This is a genomic window from Acinetobacter sp. YH01019, assembly GCF_013420285.1.
GTDB lineage: Bacteria > Pseudomonadota > Gammaproteobacteria > Pseudomonadales > Moraxellaceae > Acinetobacter > Acinetobacter gandensis.
This window is the reverse complement of record NZ_VOYM01000007.1, coordinates 23,300-41,887: the sequence shown is the minus strand read 5'-3', so window position 1 is coordinate 41,887 and position 18,588 is coordinate 23,300. Positions and strand designations below refer to the sequence as shown.

Below are 18,588 nucleotides of genomic sequence, written 5' to 3'. Positions count from 1 at the left end.
GCTGACCTCTACTGTCAGCCTTTCTCTTTTTGAGGAGTAATCATGTCGCAGCGATCCCGAGTGCTGCCAGGATTTGGTCTTTCTCTAGGCTTTACCCTAGCGTATTTGTCATTAATCGTTCTCATCCCACTTTCAGCGGTATTTATTAAATCGCTCGGTATTGGTTGGGATGGACTTTGGGACATTTTGAGCTCAGAGCGAATTTTGAAGTCATTGCAGTTAAGTTTTAGTGCCGCAATTATTGCTGCACTAGTCAATGTGGTATTTGGCTTATTACTGGCTTGGTGTTTAGTACGTTACAACTTTCCAGGTAAACGTATTGTCGATGCATTAGTAGACTTACCTTTTGCTTTACCCACAGCTGTTGCAGGTATTGCATTAACTTCACTGTATGCACCTACAGGTTGGATCGGTCAATATCTTGAACCGATTGGTATTAAAGTTGCCTATACCCCTATTGGTATCACATTGGCACTCATCTTCATTGGTATCCCATTTGTCGTTCGTACCGTTCAACCCGTTCTAAGTGACTTGGAAACTGAACTTGAAGAGGCTGCATCTGCACTCGGTGCAAACCGTTTTCAGATTGTGACCAAGGTGATTTTGCCAATTTTATTCCCTGCTCTATTAACCGGTTTTGCCTTAGCATTTGCTCGTGGCGTGGGTGAATATGGTTCTGTAATCTTTATTGCTGGTAATCAGCCATTTAAGACTGAAATTGCGCCATTGATGATTATTTCTCGCCTAGAAGAATATGACTATGCAGGTGCAACCACCATCGCTGTTGTCATGCTAGTAATTTCATTTGCGATTTTGTTCTTGATTAACTTAGTACAAGCTTGGGCAAGTCGCCGCACAGGGAGAACTGCACGATGAATGTCAACAGTAATGCACTTGCGAAAAAATTACAGTCACGCGATGCGACCCGTGAACCTACGTGGGTGCGCTATACCTTAATTATCATTGCGCTGATTTTCTTTCTAAGCTGCCTCATCTTGCCATTAATTTTGGTTTTTGTTGAAGCATTTAAACAAGGTGTTGGCGTTTACCTACAAGCTTTGGTACATCCTGATACCTTGTCAGCGGTTAAACTCACCTTACTTACTGCAGTGATTGCCGTACCACTTAACGTAGTTTTTGGTGTAGCTGCCGCATGGACTGTGGCGAAATTTAATTTCCGTGGTAAATCGATTTTAACCACCATTATTGATATGCCATTCTCTGTTTCACCTGTTATTGCAGGTTTAATGTTGGTATTGATATTCGGTACGCAAGGCTGGCTTGGTGGCTGGTTAATGGATAACGACATCAAAATTTTGTATGCGGTTCCAGCAATTGTTCTAGCAACTGTGTTTATTACTGTACCTTTTGTTGCACGAGAACTCATTCCGTTAATGGAAGCACAGGGTACAGAAGAAGAAGAAGCGGCCATTGTACTTGGTGCGTCTGGTTGGCAAACTTTCTGGAAAGTGACCTTACCGAATATCAAATGGGGCTTAATCTACGGCGTGATTCTGTGTAATGCACGAGCAATGGGTGAGTTTGGTGCTGTATCTGTGGTTTCAGGCCATATCCGCGGCGAAACCAACACTTTACCGCTACACGTAGAAATCCTTTACAACGAATACACTTTTAGCGCTGCCTTTGCTGTGTCATCTCTATTGGCACTCCTCGCGATTGTGACCCTGATTTTAAAAACATGGGTTGAAATTCGTCAGGAAAAACAAGACAAGCGTAAAGAAGATTCACAAGTTTCTTAAGGAATGACCTCATGAGTATTCAAGTTAAAAATATTGAAAAACACTTTGGTGCATTCCATGCACTTAAAAATATCTCTTTAGATTTCCCAGATGGTCAATTGGTTGCCCTACTTGGGCCATCAGGCTGCGGTAAAACCACACTGCTTCGTATTATTGCTGGTCTAGAATCTGCTGACGGCGGCCAAGTCATTTTGGAAGGTGAAGATGCAACGCAAGTTCATGTCCGTGAACGTGAAGTTGGCTTTGTATTTCAGCATTATGCCTTGTTCCGCCACATGACTGTGTTTGACAACATCGCATTCGGTCTTCGTGTTCGCCCACGTGCAACACGTCCAACTGAAGCTGACATTAAAAAGCGTGTAACTCGCTTACTCGATCTTGTTCAACTTGGTTTCTTGGCAGATCGTTATCCTGCTCAGCTTTCAGGCGGTCAGCGTCAACGTATTGCGCTTGCTCGTGCATTAGCGGTTGAACCTCGTGTATTACTACTCGATGAACCATTTGGCGCGCTTGATGCCAAAGTTCGTAAAGAATTACGTCGTTGGTTACGTACCTTGCACGACGAACTACACATTACTTCAATTTTCGTTACACATGACCAAGAAGAAGCGCTTGAAGTTGCTGACCAAATCATTGTGATGAATAAAGGAAATGTAGAACAGATTGGTTCCCCGCGTGAAGTTTATGAAAAGCCTGCAACACCGTTTGTATTTGATTTCTTAGGTCAAGCAAACCGTTTTGAAGGTCAAAGTTCAAATGGCGTGATTCAAATTGGTGAAGACCGAGTGCGTTTACCACAACCTGAAAACGCGCCACAAGGTAATGTTATTGCGTTTGCTCGTCCTGATGAGTTACGTATACATGCACAACCGCAGGAAAATGCCATCCAAGCGACCTTTATCCGTGAATTATGGATCGCAGGTAAAGTGATTGCTGAGCTGAATGACCGCCAAGGGAATTTGATTGAAATTTCATTGACACCTGATGAAGCAAAAGCACATCAGTTCCGTCCAAATCAAACGGTATGGTTAAGTGCAACTGCATTGCACTTATTTGAAAATCAAGTCGCATAAAGACGAAAAGATGGGGCAATTACCGCCCCATCCTCTTTTAAGGTATAAAAGATTATGAATTTCCAACAATTAAGAATTATTCGAGAAACTGTACGTCAGAATTTTAATTTAACTGAAGCATCTGCTGCACTTTACACCTCGCAGTCTGGTGTAAGTAAACACATTAAAGACCTAGAAGATGAACTAGGCGTACAATTATTTATTCGTAAAGGTAAACGCCTACTTGGTTTAACTGAACCAGGCCAATCCTTACTCGGTATCGTTGAACGCATGTTGGTCGATGCAGACAATATCAAACGTCTAGCAGATGACTTTAACAAAGTCGATGAAGGTACACTGACCATTGCGACAACGCATACGCAAGCGCGATATGTCTTACCACCTATCGTGAATCAATTTAAAAAAGAATTTCCCAAAGTTCATCTGATTTTACAACAAGCAAGTCCTGTTGAAATCACTGAAATGTTGCTTCAAGGTGAAGCCGATATTGGTATTGCAACAGAGTCTTTAACCACCGAAGACAACCTTGCAAGTGTGCCTTATTATAATTGGCAGCACAGTATCATTACACCACAAAATCATCCACTTACGCAAAAATCAAATATTACAATTGAAGATTTATCTAATTACCCAATCATCACCTATCACGGTGGTTTTACGGGTCGTTCAAAAATTGATAAAGCTTTTGAAGAGTCAGGCTTTGATGTTGATATCGTCATGTCAGCGCTCGATGCCGATGTCATTAAAACTTATGTCGAGCTCAACATGGGTGTTGGTATTGTCAATGATGTCGCTTATGACACCGAACGTGATTATCGACTTAAACAAATTCCAACCGACATCTTTGGTGTAAATACAACTTGGATTGCCGTACGCAAAGGTCATTTACTGCGTGGCTATGGTTATGAGTTTATTTCTCTGTGCTCACCCGATGCAGATATCAAAGCACTAAAAAGAGTCGCATATCCTGAAGATTAAGACTTTAAAACAATAGTGAGGGCGTACTGCCCTCTTTTTTATGAATTTTTTTGAATACCCATGACATTTATATGGTTTTTTTTGAATATTTGATTAAAATATAAACTGAAAATAATAAATTTAAAACTTTTGTGACAGCCAGGGCTTTATGAAAAATAAAATATTTTATTTTGCGATGACGTTGGGTGTACCTTTTCAATTTGTTCAGGCAGCTGCGCTTGAACAAATGGATCAAAACATTTCAGCCTTCCTCGAGCCTAATAATTATGCAGAAATCAACCTTGCGATCTTTGATGCCAAAGTTGATGGCGAGGTACAATATAAAGAATATATCGCTGAATTAGGCATTCAAGAATTTTCTACCGGCAACCTCGTACAGCGTGAATACACAACAAAATTCGCATTAAAATTTCAACCACACGCTAAAATTTCGACGGGCTTAATTTACGAACAACCATTTAAAACTGATGTTAGTTACGTCTATAGCCCAAGCTTAGCCGATGGTTCCAGAATTGAAATCGAAGCTGCTGATATCAATTTTAGCACTCACAACTTTACTGGTCTCTTAGGCTACCAACCCACTAAAAATTGGAACTTTTATACTGGTTTAAGTGCTCAATCATTTAAAGGAAATTTAAAAGTCTCAGGACAACAATACGACGCCCTGAATGGCTATGATGTTCACTTTAAGAATGACAATGGTTTGGGATGGCTCGCTGGGCTCAGTTATCAATATCCTGAATATGCAATTAAAACCAGCTTAACCTACCGCTCTAAAATTACACACAAGAATAGAACCAGTGAATCCACATTGTATTCCAATGGTCCTATTACACTGAGCCCTGAATTTCACACAACATTTGAAACACCGCAATCGGTGAATTTAGAACTACAAACGGGACTAAGTTCCAAAAACATTGCCTATGGCAGTGTACGTTGGGTTAATTGGCAGGATTTTGTTATTCAGCCACCGCAACTCACAGCTGTACTTCATTATGCCTCGCTTGATCCGCGTTATGCTGAATTAGCAAAGCTTAAATTGATTGACTATAAAAAAGATCAGTGGTCGGGAAAAATTGGGTTTGCTCATCAATGGAACCCTTCTTTACTTACTGGATTAGAGTTCGTTTGGGATAATGGCACAGGAAACCCAGCATCAACATTAAATCCAAGTGATGGTTACCGTGGTATAGGTTTGGGCAATATGTTGAGGTTTAATGCTGATACATTCATTGCAAGTGGACTTTATTATTTGAAATTTTCTAAACCATCGATACCCACTAGTCCAAGTTCTTCTCACATCTCTGGTTTATCAAGTGTAGATGATAACGATGCGTTTGTTTACGGCTTGAAAATTGGCCATCATTTTTAATGTTTAAATCATTAAAAATGCAAAAAAAACGAGCCGAAGCTCGTTTTTTTATTCTATGTTTTTTATGAAAACTTACCAGTGATAACTTACACCAACTTTACCCACTGGAAGCCATTGATATTTATCATCTTGTTCAACTTTACGTTCATGATCAGCAAGGATTAATGGATCATCACCAACACCTGTTAAGTTGGCTGTTGGGTTACCTGTATAATATGCACCTACTTCACCAAAAACGCCCCAGTTTTTATTCAGCTTTGGAGCAAAACCTAAACCAACGTACGGTGCAATATCGTTATCGTAAGAAACTGTACCATTTACACGTGTAAAGTTCGTATCTTGACCACCAATTTCAATTGGTGTATCACCTCTACGACGTTTGTCAAGTGTATACTCAGTATCTACATAACCTACACCCGCAGCTACATATAAACCTTGTGCCCATGGATTTGCACTCGCACCCCAAGGACGAATTTCAGCATTTAAGTAAGCGAGTTTATTGTCCATATCCATGTCGTATTTCACGCCATCAACAGACAAATCATCAGACCAAGAAATGTCACCACCGTTATAACCTAATGCAAGGCCAACGTAAGGATTAGCAGTCCAAAGTAATGCACCACCATAGCCAGTCGTACCTACTTCTAAACGAGCACCTGTCGGAATTAATTGATTTTGGTCAAATGCATAGCCATCGTGAACAACTGATGTGTCAGCCATTACTGAACCAGCAGAAGCTGCAAGTACTGCTGCAATAGTCAATAAACCTAATGATTTCATGTGTTTCTCCTCAAAATAAACTGTTTTTCAGATTTCGTTCAATCTTGTTATATGGCACATCTTAAATGAATGGTCGCTCAACTTTTATGCAGAATTACTGACTTTTTGTTAACTTTTGATACAATTTGAATTTAATGTTGATTAATAATAGTTTTTTTATTTCTGCATGCCATAATTTTAAGAGACTTCGAAATTTTGGCTGTATATTTTGTGTATTTTTTCTACAATTCAATTTACATTGATAAGTACATCACCTTTGTTTTTTAGTATTTCGTCTGTGTTTAATTATTAATTCCGATCTTTAGCTGTTTTTTCATCTATTTTTGACACGTTTTAGTGTAAAATCTTGGAAAATTTTTTTCTGGATGGAAGAACATGTCTCAGCTTTCGACAATCATTGAACAAGCGTTTGAAGACCGTGCGAATTTCACAGCAGCGGACTGCTCAGCTGAAATCCGTCAAGCCGTTGAAGAAGTTATTGCCGGCCTTGATAATGGTTCATTACGTGTTGCTGAAAAAATTGATGGTGAATGGGTTGTTCACCAATGGATTAAGAAAGCCGTATTGTTATCATTCAAATTAAATGACAACAAACCAATGGAAGCTTGTGATCTACGCTTCTATGACAAAGTTGATACTAAGTTTTCTGATTGGACTGAAGAACAATTTAAAGCTGCTGGTGTACGTGTAGTTCCACCTGCTGTTGCGCGTAAAGGTTCATTCCAAGCGAAAAACGTTGTATTGATGCCTTCTTATGTAAACATCGGTGCGTATGTTGACGAAGGTACTATGGTTGATACATGGGCAACCGTTGGTTCATGTGCACAAATTGGTAAAAACGTTCACTTATCTGGTGGTGTTGGTATTGGTGGTGTTCTTGAACCACTTCAAGCGAACCCAACAATTATTGAAGATAACTGCTTCATCGGTGCACGTTCTGAAATCGTTGAAGGTGTAATCGTAGAAGAAGGTTCTGTAATTTCTATGGGCGTATTCATTGGTCAATCTACTAAGATTTATGACCGTGAAACTGGCGAGATTCATTACGGTCGTGTACCTGCTGGTTCTGTAGTTGTCTCTGGTAGCCTTCCATCTAAATGCGGTAAATACAGCTTATATGCAGCAGTAATCGTGAAAAAAGTTGACGCGAAAACTCGTGCGAAAACAAGCTTGAACGATTTGTTACGCGAAGACTAAGTCTTAATTTATCCGGAGCATTTATGTTCCTCGGAGCTTTAAACGCTCCTCGTCTCTACGGTTAGAAATGATCGTAGAGATTTTTTGTTTTTTTATATCTGGTTAATTTTGCTATGAGTACCCTTCGATCTTCCACTATTCCTGTTTCTGATCCGTCTGCGGGTTTACGTATCACGGAGATTTTCTATTCATTGCAAGGCGAAGCCAATACTGCGGGCTTACCAACAGTCTTTATCCGTTTAACCGGTTGCCCATTACGTTGCACCTATTGCGATACCACCTATTCGTTTGAAGGCGGTGAACGCCAATCATTAGAAGAAATTATTCAAACTACGTTAGATTTTAAAACGCCTTATATTTGCGTGACGGGTGGTGAGCCGCTTGCTCAACCGAACGCATTACCATTAATGACGCGTCTTGCCGATTTAGGCTGCGAAGTCTCATTAGAAACCAGCGGTGCTTTAGATGTCTCTAAAGTTGATCCGCGTGTTTCTAAAGTTATGGATTTAAAAACCCCAACTTCGGGTGAAGTTGCACGAAATTTGCTTAGCAACTTCGATCATCTAACTCAACACGACCAAATCAAATTTGTGATTTGTAACCGTGAAGACTATGAATGGTCAAAACAGCAAGTTGAACAATATAAACTCAACGAAAAAGTGAGCACCATTTGGTTCTCCCCTGCATTCGCAGTAGAAAAAGGTGCGGTTCGTTTACCTCAACTTGCACGTGATTTAGCACAATGGATTTTAGAAGACCATCTCCCTGTTCGCTTTCAATTGCAGTTACATAAATTGCTTTGGAACGATGAAACTGGTCGTTAAGTTTTAAAAAATTTGGAGTAATGCATATGCGCCCTCGTGCCATAGTTTTATTGTCTGGCGGTTTAGACTCAACTACATGTTTAGCTTGGGCTCAAGCACGCTATGAGTGTATCGCATTGAGCTTTATGTATGGTCAACGTTCAACGACTGAACTTGATGCTGCTCGTGTATTAACTCAGCAAGCTGGTGTAGAACATCGTGTCATTAATATTGATTTGGGTAACTTGGGTGGTTCTGCGTTAACAGACCATAGCATTGAAGTACCAGATCATGAACAAACCGGTATTCCTGTAACTTATGTACCAGCACGTAACACCATTTTCCTTTCGTATGCACTTGCTGCTGCCGAGGTTTTTGGTGCAGAAGCGATTGTTATCGGCATTAATGCGGTTGATTACTCAGGCTATCCAGACTGTCGCCCTGAATTTATTGACGCATTTGCCAACATGGCTCGTCTTGCAACAAAGGTCGGTGTTGAAGGAAAACCACTTAAATTTGAAACACCTCTGTTACATTTATCCAAAGCAAATATCATTCGCTTAGGCATAGAACATGGCGTAGACTACAGTCAAACGGTGTCTTGCTATCAAGCAGATGACCAAGGTCGTGCTTGCGGTAAATGCGATAGCTGCCGTCTGCGTAAACAAGGTTTTGCGGATGCAGGTGTTGAAGATCCGACACGTTACATACCGAAATAACAAGGTAGGGTTTATGAAAAATTTAAAATCAAACATTATTCTTTCTGCTGCTATCTCTGCAGCTGCATTGTTTGCTTCAGTTGCTCACGCTGACAACGACAAGCTTCAACAAGCATATAAGAGCACTAACGTTAAATCTTCGTTAATTAATGTTTGTAAAGAAGAAACTGGCAAAGGTAAAAAACTAACTGCTGCTGAAGTTAGTAAATACTGTACTTGTGCTGTTGAGGCAGATGGTCGTTTAACCAATGCTCAAAAATGGGAAATCCAAAGCACAATCAACCAGAAGAAAAGCCCTGCAACACTTGCTTTTGTTCAAAAACAAAATAAAGATTTACAAGCATGCTTCGGTCCTCAGTTAACAGGTAAATTAAAAACCTTAACTGAAGAAGCAATGAAATCTGCGCAAGCAAAAAAATAAGTTAGAAAACAAGAAAAGCCTGCAATTGCAGGCTTTTTTTACGGCTTTAACTTCATGACAAATTCTGTATGATGAATGACATCAAAACACGATAATTGCTGCCTTTAGGGCGGAATCAAAGTAAGGAACTTACATGTCTGCTTTAACTCTACCTAATCAAGTTTTTCCAACAACGACTGGTGAAATTAACCTTGCTGAACTTCATACGGAATGGTTAATTGTGTATTTCTATCCAAAAGACTCAACACCAGGTTGCACCACACAAGCTGTTGGATTTTCATGTTTAAAAGATCAGTTTGACACTTTGAACACCACTATATTTGGTGTTTCTCGAGATTCTGTAAAAGCTCATCAGAACTTCACAGAAAAACAAAATTTAAGCATTAATTTAATCAGTGATAAAGAAGAAACCCTTTGTCATCACTTTGACGTAATTAAAGAAAAAAATATGTATGGTAAAAAAGTGATGGGCATTGAACGTTCAACGTTCATTTTCCATAACGGTGAATTGATCAAAGAATATCGCAAAGTCAAAGCGGCTGGCCATGCAGAACAAGTACTTGAAGATTTAAAAAGCATACAAGCTTAAGATCTAAGGTGTCACTTCCTGAAATAGATTTTAAAAAAGGCCCGAATTTATCGGGCTTTTTATTACTTGTTGAAAAGCTAAATACAGCACACTAAATTATTAAAAACTCGCACTACACAACAAAGAAATTGCAATTCCCCACATCATTAAGGCAATGATACCATCCAATATTTGCCATGAACGTGGATGTTGAAATATTGGCAATAAATATCGTGCCCCATACCCCAAAGCAAAAAAGAACACGAATGATGCATTCATTGCACCAAAAGCAAAGGCCAGAGAATGTGTTTGATATTGAGTCGAAACCGAACCAATTAACACGATTGTATCCAGATATACATGTGGATTGAGCCAAGTAAAAGCCAAACAAATGAGTACAATCTGTCCTAGATGCGCTTCAGACTGCCCTTCTGGATTTAAGGCCTGACCACCTTGTCGCATATGTTGAAAATGCTGCCAACCATAAAACATTAAAAATGCTGCGCCTGCATATTTCGCCCATGTAAGTAAATCAGGATAAGATCGAATCAAACCCGAAAAGCCCAGCACACCTAAAGCAATTAATATGGCATCTGACAATGTACAAATCAGGCATATCCACAAAATATGTTGGCATTTTAATCCTTGCTTTAAAACAAAAGCATTTTGTGGCCCAATTGCAACGCATAGGCTTAAACCCAGTGCAAGACCATGAAAATAAGTAGAAAACATGATTATTTACAGACATATTAGATTTTATTTGATTATCTAACTTTAAAAATTAAATTGATTATTTCTAAATTAATATCACTCAAACTAAAATAAACTGAGTTGTTAAAATGTTTTGATTTAATTGTAGCGGAGCGTAAATATGCTTAATAGTAAACAGTGTGAGGCTTTTCTTGCTGTTGCTGAAACGGGTAGTTTTGATTTCGCTGCGGAGCGCCTGTGCTTAACGGCTTCCGCAATCACTTTACGTGTACAGCAGCTCGAAAAACAACTTGGTCATTTACTGATCGTGAGAGAACGGCCTTGTCGCGTCACTTCTTCAGGTGAAGCCTTATTGCATTATTTACAACATAGCCGCTTGCTGGAGCAGCAATTGATACAACAGCTTACAGGCAAATCTGCTGCTAACGAATTCTATCAAGTCAATATTGCAACCAATGATGATTCACTCGCAACTTGGCTACTCAGCACACTACAGCACGTACTCATTGAAGAAAAAATTGCATTGCATTTAAAGGTCGATGATCAAAGTCAAACTCATCATCTACTGGAGGCTGGCTTAGTCAATGCATGCATCTCGACTGAACAGTATGCGATGAAAGGCTGCCAAGCTGTGCGAATTGGTTCGATGACTTACAGAATGGTTGCGACACCCAACTTTATTAATAGATGGTTTCAACAAGGCATTCATCGCGAAAGCCTAAGACATGCTCCTGCGGTTATTTATAATGCCAAAGATCATCTCCATACAGATTTAATTCAAAAACAATTTGGTCTGAGTCCACAGAGCTATCCACATCATTTCATCCCATCATCAAATGCATTTGTAGAAACAATTTTGCTTGGTTTAGGCTTTGGTATGCTGCCAGATTATCAAATTGGCAATCGACTGAAATATGGTGAATTAATCGAAATTTTGCCCGAGTTTAAGCATGAACTAGAGCTTTATTGGCATCATTGGAATCAACAATCGCTACAACTACAAAAAATCACCGAAGTCTTGGTTCGAAGTGCACATTTAAAAATGCAGAAAAGTGAGCATACACACCTTACAGGCTAGCTTAGTATTTATTGAGCTGGTTTCCATTGCCCTTTGAGTTGAATTGTGACCTGCTCACCTACACCACCCAATGCCTTACGCATACCAAAGTCACTGCGGTTGATGGTTGTTGTCGCATGCACATCAAGTAATTTTGCATTGTTCGCTGTAGGCGTTAAGGTCGTATCAAATATCACAGGCTTAGTGACACCACGTAATGTAAGATTGCCATAGATCTGATATTTTGCATAAGCAATAGGTTTGATCGATGTACTTTTAAATGTGACTTGCTTAAATGCAGCTACATCGAAAAATTCACTGCCTAAAATCAATCCTTTTAGGCTCGGCTTACTCAAACTTAAACTTTCGACATCCAAGACCAAAGTTGCCAATCCGCGTTGCGGTAATTCAGGATCAAAAACAAGTTGCGATTGAACTTGGTTAAAACGCCCCTCCACTATAGACAAACCTACAGACTTAATGCCAAAGCTAATTTGGCTACTTGGCGTCAGTGTCCAGTTTGTCGCATAAAGTTGCGAACACATGGCTAAGCATAAGAATGCTGTAAAATATTTGGTTAATCGCTTTGCCGAGTTTTCCATGCGCTGCCACATCATCTACTCCTATTATAAGTCTTCTTTTTTTAGATCACCTCGTTGCGTAATGAGGGACATAAGCATAGTAACGGCTTTTAAATCAGGTTCGTTTTATCCTGAGTCAAAAATTTGTGTTGAAGTTGTTTATAAATGTCGGTGCGTTGAAAGGTTTGTAAAAACGCGATCGTCCCACCAGGAAATGCATCAGGTAAAATTTCACCACGGTAAAAAGCTTCTCTTAAAGGTGTCGCTGATATCGCACCTGCTAAACTTTCTAATTCGACCATCGGCCATTCAGGGAAGAGATTTAAATAATAAGAAGACTCATCTTTAAAATGTCCAATAAGTCCAACTTTAGCCCCCTCTTCCACGACATCTGCAACAAGAGTTTTGACTAATTTTTGCCATTTCTCACTGTTATAGACATCAATAACATGGACAAACTTAATTCGCTTTTGATCTTGTTCTGAGAAATTCGACAAGATCATTTCTTCACGTTCAGTTGCAAGAAAAGGATTCTTTAAATTTCTTTCATTTTGAGCAGATCCTAATGCCAATAATACATTTTGACTTTGCTCTAACGCAATTTTAATGGTTTCTAAATGCGCAAAATGAAAAGGCTGAAAGCGCCCAATGAAAACCAAATAATCAAATGAATATTTCATAACAAATCAAACTTTTTATGAACTGAGCAGTTGTGCCGCCAAGTGAAATATGCGACATAATGTCGGGCATAAAATCAAAATGAAACTATTAAGCAAGGATAGTACGATGACACTGAGCTGTATTCAACAACCTCATGAACATTTGAATGCGAATTTAGACAATGGCGTACTAACCTTAGCCATTAACCGTCCTCAAGCGAAAAATGCGCTGTATACAGAGTTATATCTGTGGATTGCCAAAGCTTTAGATGAAGCAGATCAAGATAACTCTGTGCGCGTTGTTATTTTACGTGGTGCAGATGCTGACTTCAGTGCGGGCAATGACATGCAAGATTTTATGAAATCTGCTGCTCAAAAAGGACAAGCTCCAGCTTCTGAAGGCGCACCGTTTATTTTATTAAAATCCGCTGCTCAATTTTCTAAGCCGCTGATTGCTGCGGTTCGCGGTGTTGCCATTGGGATTGGTGTTACGATTCTGCTTCATTGCGATCTAGTCTACAGCGACAATACTGCCCTATTCCAAATTCCGTTTGTGAGCCTTGGTCTATCGCCTGAAGGTGCATCGAGCAAGCTATTGGTTCAACAAGCCGGCTACCATAAAGCGGCGGAATTACTGTTAACTGCTCAGAAGTTTGATAGTGCGACAGCGCTTTCAGCAAATTTGGTCAATAGCATTGAAGAAGATGCTTATGCGACAGCTGCGAAAAAAGCAGCACAGTTATCTGCACTTCCACTAGCATCTTTGGTTCAATCAAAAGCATTAATGAAACATAATGTAGATGAAATCGTGGCATGGATTGACCATGAAGCTGAAATTTTCATGGATCGAGTAGGCTCTCCAGAAATGATGGAAGCTGTTGCAGCCTTTATGCAAAAACGTAAACCTGACTTCTCTCAGTTCAATTAATTTGTAATGGAACTAAAAAACCACTCATATTTGGGTGGTTTTTTTCATCTCAGCCCCAATCTATTTTCTAAATTAAAAAACTGGATGTTTCCACATGACTGCAGCATCACAAACTGACAATAAACCTGAAAAGAAACGCTACTACGAGCCTGCGCCTGAAGGCATCGATATCGAGAATTTTAAAAAAGTTGTACAAAGCCGTCGTTCTGTACGTAAGTTTACCGACAAGGCCATTCCAAACGACATTTTAGATGAATGCTTAGACCTCGCCTTGCTTGCACCCAATTCATCCAATTTACAACCGTGGACATTCTACGTCGTTCAAAACCCTACAAAGAAAAAACAATTAGTGAAAGCTTGCTTAGGGCAACTAGCTGCAAAAACTGCTGCTGAATTGATTGTCTGTGTCGCGCGTACTGACCGTGTTGATGAAATGGCAAAACGTAATATTTCTGAATTTCCATTTCCTGAAGCCCCTGCCGCTGTTCTAAAATATTACAAGTTCATTCCCTATAACTATAAAACCGGTTACTTCAACTCACTAGGTAACTTTAAGAAAGTAGCTTTCAAAGTTGCACGCACACTCGATAAACAATTACCTGTGACTGCCTTTAATAAAGCCGATGCGAAATTATGGGCAAGTAAAACCACAGCGTTAGCATGCGAAAACTTAGTTTTAGCTTTACGTGCCTATGGTTTTGATAGCTGTATGATGGAAGGTTTTGATGAGCCAATGGTGAATAAAATACTCGGACTGAATCATCAGCAATATCCTGTGATGGTAATTGGTGCTGGTGAACGAGCAGCAGATGGCGTGTTCTTTCCTCAGTATCGTTTTGACCGTAAGTTATTTATTCAAAAGGTTTAATGACCACATCATTTACCCATCAAGATCATTTGATACACGTAGGGCGACAAGGATGTCGCGACCGTTTGACTGTGGGACAGGACGTCCCATCAGTCAAACAAAGGGCTTTTGTTACTTTTCGCCCGTGAAAAGTAAAAATCATCTACAGATCAATAAATGAAAACAATTACCGCATATAGCGATAGTGATGCGGCATTAATACTCAACATCGACCATCTGAATAAACTCAAAAGCAGGCTCCTCATAAGGGTGACTCACCTTTAAAGCTCTCGCGACATGACTCGCTCGATCTTCTGGAACAATAGTTTCCACCCGCCATTCCGGAATACGCTCTAAAGTATCCAACTCACCAATGAATGGACTCGCACCTTTTACCGGCTTAAATTGCCCTGTGCCTAAAACCTGCCATGCACAGTGCTCATAATTACCTATACCACCCGCACCGGCTTCAAATACCGCAAGTTTTGTTGCATCAAGGTGAGATTCTGGAACGTAATAAATCAGTTTAAGCATGTATATTCTCTATCACTGCATGATCTTGCTTTAAAGCATTGCTAATTAAATTCAGTGCAATATTTTTAGAATTTTTTGCAAAACTAGCATATAAGCCAAGCTGCGGCAGCACTATATCTGTTTGAATAATCTTAACCTGAGGACTTAAGAATTTTAATAAATATTCTGGGACAAAACTAAAACCCATCCCCATATTAATTAAATTGAGATGCAGCATAACATTAGTCACCCATAGCATTTGATCATGCCTAAGTTGATGAAATGCAATCAGAGCATTTAACTTTTCATAAAAGACTGGAGAAGCATTTTTCTCACACATAATCACCGTATGATTTTTCAATTCTTGTAATTTTAATGGACGAACTGAGGGATGTAAGCTCTCTAAAGCTACCATATAAATTTGCTCGCTCATCAAATGAATATTTTCATAATCTGAATGCTGTAGTTCATAGCGGGTAAAGGTGATATCCAATTCCGCATTTTTCAGCGCTTGAATTTGCTCTAAGCAGGTCAAACTATGCAGATGAATTTTTATATCAGGAATAGTGCTTTTAAGTTGCGCCAAAATAGTTGGCATCAGTTTAATTTCAGCGACATTTAAAAAGCCGATATGAATTTGATTATTTTTTTGCTGTGCAACTTGTCTCGCCGCAGCGACTGCTAATTTACTACTCTCTAATGCTTGCTGCGCATGAAATTGAAAAGCCTGTCCTTCATCGGTCAAAGTAACTTTACGTGCTGAACGTTCAAATAAAGTTACGCCAACTTCTTGTTCTAAGTCCTTAATTTGTTGGCTAAGCGATGGTTGAGCCGTAAACAGTTTTTCTGCGGCTTTGGTAAAACTTTGCTCTTCAGCAACCGTTAAAAAATAACGTAAATGACGCAGTTCCATCTCACAACCTATTCACTCGATTCTCTCAATCATCCTTAGTATGTAGAGAAAATTTATATACATCTAGACTTAAAACCAATACATATTTCATTCACTAAACTGCTTACTTAGACTTCAATAAGCACCAGTCAAAGACTGAATTGGACTTAAAAAACGGAGTCAAGTATGACACAAGCGTATGATACCGATGTATTAGTCATTGGTACGGGACCTGCGGGCTCAACTTTGGGCTTAGCTTTGGCAAATTATGCCGTAAAAGTTCAACTTTGTACTCAATTTAATTGGTTAGCCAACAGTCCACGTGCGCATATTACCAATCAGCGTGCTATGGAAGTGTTACGTGATTTAGGTATTGAAAAACAAGTTCTAGAAATTGCTACTCCATGGGAGCAGATGGGTGAAAGTCTCGTAACTACCAGTTTAGTTGGTGAAGAAATTGCACGCCTCAGTGCTTGGGGTACAGGTGATGAACGTCACGGTGATTACATCAAAGGTAGCCCTTGCCCTTTAGTAGATTTAATTCAGCCCAAAATGGAAGCATTATTAGTTAAAAATGCTGCTGAACGTGGCGCAATATATAATTTCAATACTGAATATTTATCCCATGTGCAAGATGAGCATGGTGTAACAGCAACCTTTTTAAATCGTATTACAAATACTGAATTCAGCTTACGTGCCAAATATTTGGTCGGTATGGATGGGGCAAAATCCAAAGTCCTTGAACAGCTTGATTTACCCCTTGAAGGGGTGATGTCTCGTGCAGGTACAGTCTATGTCACGTTTAAAGCTGATCTTTCCAAATATGTGCAACACCGCCCTGCCATTTTGCAATGGATTGTCAATCCTGAAGCCAGCTTTGGTGATCTGGGCATGGGCTTACTCCGTGCCATTACACCGTGGAATGAATGGATTATGGGTTGGGGCTTTGATATTTCCAAAGGTGAACCACAAGTCACCGAAGAACAAGTTCGTGCTCGACTCAATACCTTTGTCGGTGCTGAAGTTGAAGATGTTGAAATTCAAAAATTATCCTATTGGTATGTAAACCAAACATGGGCAACTGAATATTCAAAAGGGCGTGTATTCTGCGGTGGTGATGCGGTACATCGTCATCCACCATCAAGTGGTTTAGGCTCAAATACCTGTATGCAAGATGCTTTTAACCTCGGTTGGAAACTTGCATACGCAGTTAAAGGCTGGTCACTACCATCGCTACTTGATTCATATACGCTTGAACGTGCACCTGTTGGCAAGCAAATTGTCGCGCGTGCCAATCAATCACGCTTTGACTATAAATACATGAAAGATGTTTTCGGCTTTGAACAAGGTGTGACGACGCAAAAACAAATGTTGGAACGAATCTTCGCTGAAAATGAGCAAGGTGCTGAAATTCGTCAAAAACTGTTCCATGCTTTAGAAATTAAAAACTTTGAGTTTAACGCGCAAGGTGTAGAGCTAAATCAGCGTTATACGTCCAATGCAGTGATGGGTGAATCTGAACCTGAAGTATTTGAAAAAGATCAACAACTGTACTTACAAGCGACCACACGTCCAGGTGCTAAAGTACCGCATACATGGTTGATTAATACCAAAGGCCAAAAAATTTCAACTTTAGACATCACAGGCAAAGGTCGTTTTACCTTAATTATGGGCTTGTCTGGCAAAGGCTGGAAGCAAGCTGCCGAAGCTTTGGATTTGCCTTATTTGGATGTGATTCAAGTTGGTTCACGTGAGTATCGTGATGTATATGGTACTTGGAATGCTAAATCTGAAATTCATGAATCAGGTGCAGTTTTGGTTCGTCCAGATGGTTATGTGGCATGGCGATATCAAGACAGTACAAATGCTGCTTTTGATTTTGAAAATACGTTGAAGGCTGTGCTGAAGCAGATTCAATTGGCTGTTTAATCAATAAAACCACCTTCGGGTGGTTTTATTAATTCAATATTTTAGGATTTTTCTTTCCTACAATGTTGTTGTTTTTCTACACCTTTTTCAGCTTTATCTAACAACAATACTAAATTTTGTGTTCGATGATTTGAACCTTTTGGTACAAAACTATTTTGACTATATCCATTTTTATAAACACAAATCGACCAACTATATTTTGCTGGGAATATATGAATAAATTGCAAACTTTTCTTTGCAGAAAATGTAGCAATTCCGTCCTGTGTTTTTTTTAATGTAGATTCAGTAAAAGACTTGCCTTGCCATGTTGTAAGATTTAAAAATACTTCTGCATCGTCCAACTTTTCATTTTGCTCATTGATAACAGTTATATTAATTTTCGGATGCTTCGTTTTTAAAATAGGAAAGCACCCACTTAGCAATGTTGACGGAAACATAAAGCCTAAAAGTAAAAATATTTTTATATCTTTTAATAATACAAATTGTTTAAAGCTCATTATTAATTTTTGCAGTTTTTTAATTATGCATTAGTTTACATAAAAAACCGCCCCACGGCGGTTTTAAATATTACATCTGCAACGCATAACCCAAAACTAAAAACACCAACTGCAAACACACCACTGCACCAAAAAGCTTCCAGCCCTTTTTACGCAGCGCAGATTTATCCACTGCCGAATATTCTGCTGTTTTAATCATGTCATCACCTCATCATGAGTGTTGATACTAAACTCGTTTAGTTATCCATCTTTCTTTTATCTTGCTGTCTTTTATCTTGCTTAGTTATTGTGCATAAATTACAC

General features: G+C 39.3%; 22 protein-coding genes. 14 read left to right on the top strand and 8 right to left on the bottom strand.

Features of this window, described 5'->3' with window-relative positions; all coding sequences use genetic code 11:
- The first annotated feature begins 42 nt into the window (after positions 1-42).
- The 5 genes from cysT (at position 43) to FTT84_RS03220 (ending at position 5,183) form a co-directional block, all read left to right on the top strand.
- Positions 43-876 (top strand): sulfate ABC transporter permease subunit CysT, encoded by an 834-nt coding sequence (cysT, locus tag FTT84_RS03240; RefSeq protein WP_067765176.1) that lies wholly within the window; start codon positions 43-45, stop codon positions 874-876.
- Positions 873-1,760: a sulfate ABC transporter permease subunit CysW gene (gene cysW / locus FTT84_RS03235; RefSeq protein ID WP_180079981.1), complete on the top strand. Its 888-nt coding sequence runs from the start codon at positions 873-875 to the stop codon at positions 1,758-1,760. Before cysT ends, cysW begins: the two co-directional genes overlap by 4 nt.
- A gap of 11 nt (positions 1,761-1,771) precedes the next feature.
- Positions 1,772-2,833 carry a sulfate/molybdate ABC transporter ATP-binding protein gene (locus tag FTT84_RS03230; RefSeq protein ID WP_180056930.1) on the top strand — a complete coding sequence of 354 codons (1,062 nt, stop codon included), beginning with the start codon at positions 1,772-1,774 and terminating at the stop codon, positions 2,831-2,833.
- Positions 2,834-2,887: 54 nt separating this feature from the next.
- Complete coding sequence (locus FTT84_RS03225; protein ID WP_067765182.1) at positions 2,888-3,811, top strand: CysB family HTH-type transcriptional regulator; 924 nt, start codon at positions 2,888-2,890, stop codon at positions 3,809-3,811.
- A 148-nt stretch (positions 3,812-3,959) separates the two neighbouring features.
- Positions 3,960-5,183 (top strand): transport of long-chain fatty acid, encoded by a 1,224-nt coding sequence (locus FTT84_RS03220; protein ID WP_257223351.1) that lies wholly within the window; start codon positions 3,960-3,962, stop codon positions 5,181-5,183.
- A gap of 72 nt (positions 5,184-5,255) precedes the next feature.
- On the opposite strand, the gene carO is transcribed toward FTT84_RS03220, so the two are convergent.
- Complete coding sequence (gene carO / locus FTT84_RS03215; protein ID WP_180079978.1) at positions 5,256-5,963, bottom strand: ornithine uptake porin CarO; 708 nt, start codon at positions 5,961-5,963, stop codon at positions 5,256-5,258.
- Positions 5,964-6,338: 375 nt separating this feature from the next.
- Here carO and dapD point away from each other — a divergent pair, with 375 nt between their 5' ends.
- The 5 genes from dapD (at position 6,339) to FTT84_RS03190 (ending at position 9,692) form a co-directional block, all read left to right on the top strand.
- Positions 6,339-7,160: a 2,3,4,5-tetrahydropyridine-2,6-dicarboxylate N-succinyltransferase gene (gene dapD, locus FTT84_RS03210; RefSeq protein WP_067765188.1), complete on the top strand. Its 822-nt coding sequence runs from the start codon at positions 6,339-6,341 to the stop codon at positions 7,158-7,160.
- Positions 7,161-7,273: 113 nt separating this feature from the next.
- Entirely contained in the window at positions 7,274-7,984 is a 711-nt protein-coding gene (gene queE / locus FTT84_RS03205; RefSeq protein WP_067765191.1) for a 7-carboxy-7-deazaguanine synthase QueE, read from the top strand.
- Between the two features lie 26 nt (positions 7,985-8,010).
- Positions 8,011-8,682, top strand: coding sequence for a 7-cyano-7-deazaguanine synthase QueC (gene queC / locus FTT84_RS03200; protein WP_180079976.1), 672 nt, complete (start codon positions 8,011-8,013; stop codon positions 8,680-8,682).
- A 13-nt stretch (positions 8,683-8,695) separates the two neighbouring features.
- Positions 8,696-9,103 carry a hypothetical protein gene (locus FTT84_RS03195; protein WP_074383343.1) on the top strand — a complete coding sequence of 136 codons (408 nt, stop codon included), beginning with the start codon at positions 8,696-8,698 and terminating at the stop codon, positions 9,101-9,103.
- Positions 9,104-9,236: 133 nt separating this feature from the next.
- A complete protein-coding gene (locus FTT84_RS03190; protein WP_180056944.1) occupies positions 9,237-9,692 on the top strand; it encodes a peroxiredoxin in 456 nt (151 codons plus the stop codon).
- Positions 9,693-9,791: 99 nt separating this feature from the next.
- On the opposite strand, the gene FTT84_RS03185 is transcribed toward FTT84_RS03190, so the two are convergent.
- Complete coding sequence (locus FTT84_RS03185) at positions 9,792-10,403, bottom strand: LysE/ArgO family amino acid transporter (RefSeq protein ID WP_180079974.1); 612 nt, start codon at positions 10,401-10,403, stop codon at positions 9,792-9,794.
- Between the two features lie 139 nt (positions 10,404-10,542).
- On the opposite strand from FTT84_RS03185, the gene FTT84_RS03180 reads away from it, so the two are divergent.
- On the top strand, positions 10,543-11,460 hold the full coding sequence (locus FTT84_RS03180; protein WP_180079972.1) for a LysR family transcriptional regulator ArgP: 918 nt from the start codon (positions 10,543-10,545) through the stop codon (positions 11,458-11,460).
- A gap of 8 nt (positions 11,461-11,468) precedes the next feature.
- Here the strand turns inward: FTT84_RS03180 and FTT84_RS03175 are convergent, their stop codons facing one another.
- A complete protein-coding gene (locus FTT84_RS03175; RefSeq protein WP_257223350.1) occupies positions 11,469-12,053 on the bottom strand; it encodes a YceI family protein in 585 nt (194 codons plus the stop codon).
- Between the two features lie 77 nt (positions 12,054-12,130).
- On the bottom strand, positions 12,131-12,700 hold the full coding sequence (locus FTT84_RS03170; RefSeq protein WP_067765211.1) for a nicotinate-nicotinamide nucleotide adenylyltransferase: 570 nt from the start codon (positions 12,698-12,700) through the stop codon (positions 12,131-12,133).
- A 106-nt stretch (positions 12,701-12,806) separates the two neighbouring features.
- Here FTT84_RS03170 and FTT84_RS03165 point away from each other — a divergent pair, with 106 nt between their 5' ends.
- Positions 12,807-13,607: an enoyl-CoA hydratase-related protein gene (locus FTT84_RS03165; protein WP_180079970.1), complete on the top strand. Its 801-nt coding sequence runs from the start codon at positions 12,807-12,809 to the stop codon at positions 13,605-13,607.
- Positions 13,608-13,701: 94 nt separating this feature from the next.
- On the top strand, positions 13,702-14,475 hold the full coding sequence (locus FTT84_RS03160; protein ID WP_180079967.1) for a nitroreductase family protein: 774 nt from the start codon (positions 13,702-13,704) through the stop codon (positions 14,473-14,475).
- 195 nt (positions 14,476-14,670) lie between these two features.
- On the opposite strand, the gene FTT84_RS03155 is transcribed toward FTT84_RS03160, so the two are convergent.
- Positions 14,671-14,988 carry an NGG1p interacting factor NIF3 gene (locus tag FTT84_RS03155; protein WP_180079965.1) on the bottom strand — a complete coding sequence of 106 codons (318 nt, stop codon included), beginning with the start codon at positions 14,986-14,988 and terminating at the stop codon, positions 14,671-14,673.
- A complete protein-coding gene (locus FTT84_RS03150; RefSeq protein ID WP_180079962.1) occupies positions 14,981-15,880 on the bottom strand; it encodes a LysR family transcriptional regulator in 900 nt (299 codons plus the stop codon). The genes FTT84_RS03155 and FTT84_RS03150 overlap by 8 nt, the downstream gene beginning before the upstream one ends.
- A gap of 165 nt (positions 15,881-16,045) precedes the next feature.
- On the opposite strand from FTT84_RS03150, the gene FTT84_RS03145 reads away from it, so the two are divergent.
- The gene (locus FTT84_RS03145) at positions 16,046-17,788 is read left to right on the top strand and encodes an FAD-dependent monooxygenase (RefSeq protein WP_180079960.1); all 1,743 of its coding nucleotides are present in this window, start codon (positions 16,046-16,048) and stop codon (positions 17,786-17,788) included.
- Positions 17,789-17,829: 41 nt separating this feature from the next.
- Here FTT84_RS03145 and FTT84_RS03140 read toward each other — a convergent pair whose 3' ends face one another.
- Positions 17,830-18,285 carry a hypothetical protein gene (locus FTT84_RS03140; protein WP_180079958.1) on the bottom strand — a complete coding sequence of 152 codons (456 nt, stop codon included), beginning with the start codon at positions 18,283-18,285 and terminating at the stop codon, positions 17,830-17,832.
- Between the two features lie 70 nt (positions 18,286-18,355).
- Positions 18,356-18,484 (bottom strand): KGW motif small protein, encoded by a 129-nt coding sequence (locus tag FTT84_RS17995; protein WP_257223017.1) that lies wholly within the window; start codon positions 18,482-18,484, stop codon positions 18,356-18,358.
- Positions 18,485-18,588: the final 104 nt, after the last annotated feature.

Coding starts and splice junctions, on each gene's coding strand:
- cysT (WP_067765176.1), top strand. CDS start 43: ATGTCGCAGCGATCCCGAGTGCTGCCAGGATTTGGTCTTTCTCTAGGC.
- cysW (WP_180079981.1), top strand. CDS start 873: ATGAATGTCAACAGTAATGCACTTGCGAAAAAATTACAGTCACGCGAT.
- FTT84_RS03230 (WP_180056930.1), top strand. CDS start 1,772: ATGAGTATTCAAGTTAAAAATATTGAAAAACACTTTGGTGCATTCCAT.
- FTT84_RS03225 (WP_067765182.1), top strand. CDS start 2,888: ATGAATTTCCAACAATTAAGAATTATTCGAGAAACTGTACGTCAGAAT.
- FTT84_RS03220 (WP_257223351.1), top strand. CDS start 3,960: ATGAAAAATAAAATATTTTATTTTGCGATGACGTTGGGTGTACCTTTT.
- carO (WP_180079978.1), bottom strand. CDS start 5,963: ATGAAATCATTAGGTTTATTGACTATTGCAGCAGTACTTGCAGCTTCT.
- dapD (WP_067765188.1), top strand. CDS start 6,339: ATGTCTCAGCTTTCGACAATCATTGAACAAGCGTTTGAAGACCGTGCG.
- queE (WP_067765191.1), top strand. CDS start 7,274: ATGAGTACCCTTCGATCTTCCACTATTCCTGTTTCTGATCCGTCTGCG.
- queC (WP_180079976.1), top strand. CDS start 8,011: ATGCGCCCTCGTGCCATAGTTTTATTGTCTGGCGGTTTAGACTCAACT.
- FTT84_RS03195 (WP_074383343.1), top strand. CDS start 8,696: ATGAAAAATTTAAAATCAAACATTATTCTTTCTGCTGCTATCTCTGCA.
- FTT84_RS03190 (WP_180056944.1), top strand. CDS start 9,237: ATGTCTGCTTTAACTCTACCTAATCAAGTTTTTCCAACAACGACTGGT.
- FTT84_RS03185 (WP_180079974.1), bottom strand. CDS start 10,403: ATGTTTTCTACTTATTTTCATGGTCTTGCACTGGGTTTAAGCCTATGC.
- FTT84_RS03180 (WP_180079972.1), top strand. CDS start 10,543: ATGCTTAATAGTAAACAGTGTGAGGCTTTTCTTGCTGTTGCTGAAACG.
- FTT84_RS03175 (WP_257223350.1), bottom strand. CDS start 12,053: ATGTGGCAGCGCATGGAAAACTCGGCAAAGCGATTAACCAAATATTTT.
- FTT84_RS03170 (WP_067765211.1), bottom strand. CDS start 12,700: ATGAAATATTCATTTGATTATTTGGTTTTCATTGGGCGCTTTCAGCCT.
- FTT84_RS03165 (WP_180079970.1), top strand. CDS start 12,807: ATGACACTGAGCTGTATTCAACAACCTCATGAACATTTGAATGCGAAT.
- FTT84_RS03160 (WP_180079967.1), top strand. CDS start 13,702: ATGACTGCAGCATCACAAACTGACAATAAACCTGAAAAGAAACGCTAC.
- FTT84_RS03155 (WP_180079965.1), bottom strand. CDS start 14,988: ATGCTTAAACTGATTTATTACGTTCCAGAATCTCACCTTGATGCAACA.
- FTT84_RS03150 (WP_180079962.1), bottom strand. CDS start 15,880: ATGGAACTGCGTCATTTACGTTATTTTTTAACGGTTGCTGAAGAGCAA.
- FTT84_RS03145 (WP_180079960.1), top strand. CDS start 16,046: ATGACACAAGCGTATGATACCGATGTATTAGTCATTGGTACGGGACCT.
- FTT84_RS03140 (WP_180079958.1), bottom strand. CDS start 18,285: ATGAGCTTTAAACAATTTGTATTATTAAAAGATATAAAAATATTTTTA.
- FTT84_RS17995 (WP_257223017.1), bottom strand. CDS start 18,484: ATGATTAAAACAGCAGAATATTCGGCAGTGGATAAATCTGCGCTGCGT.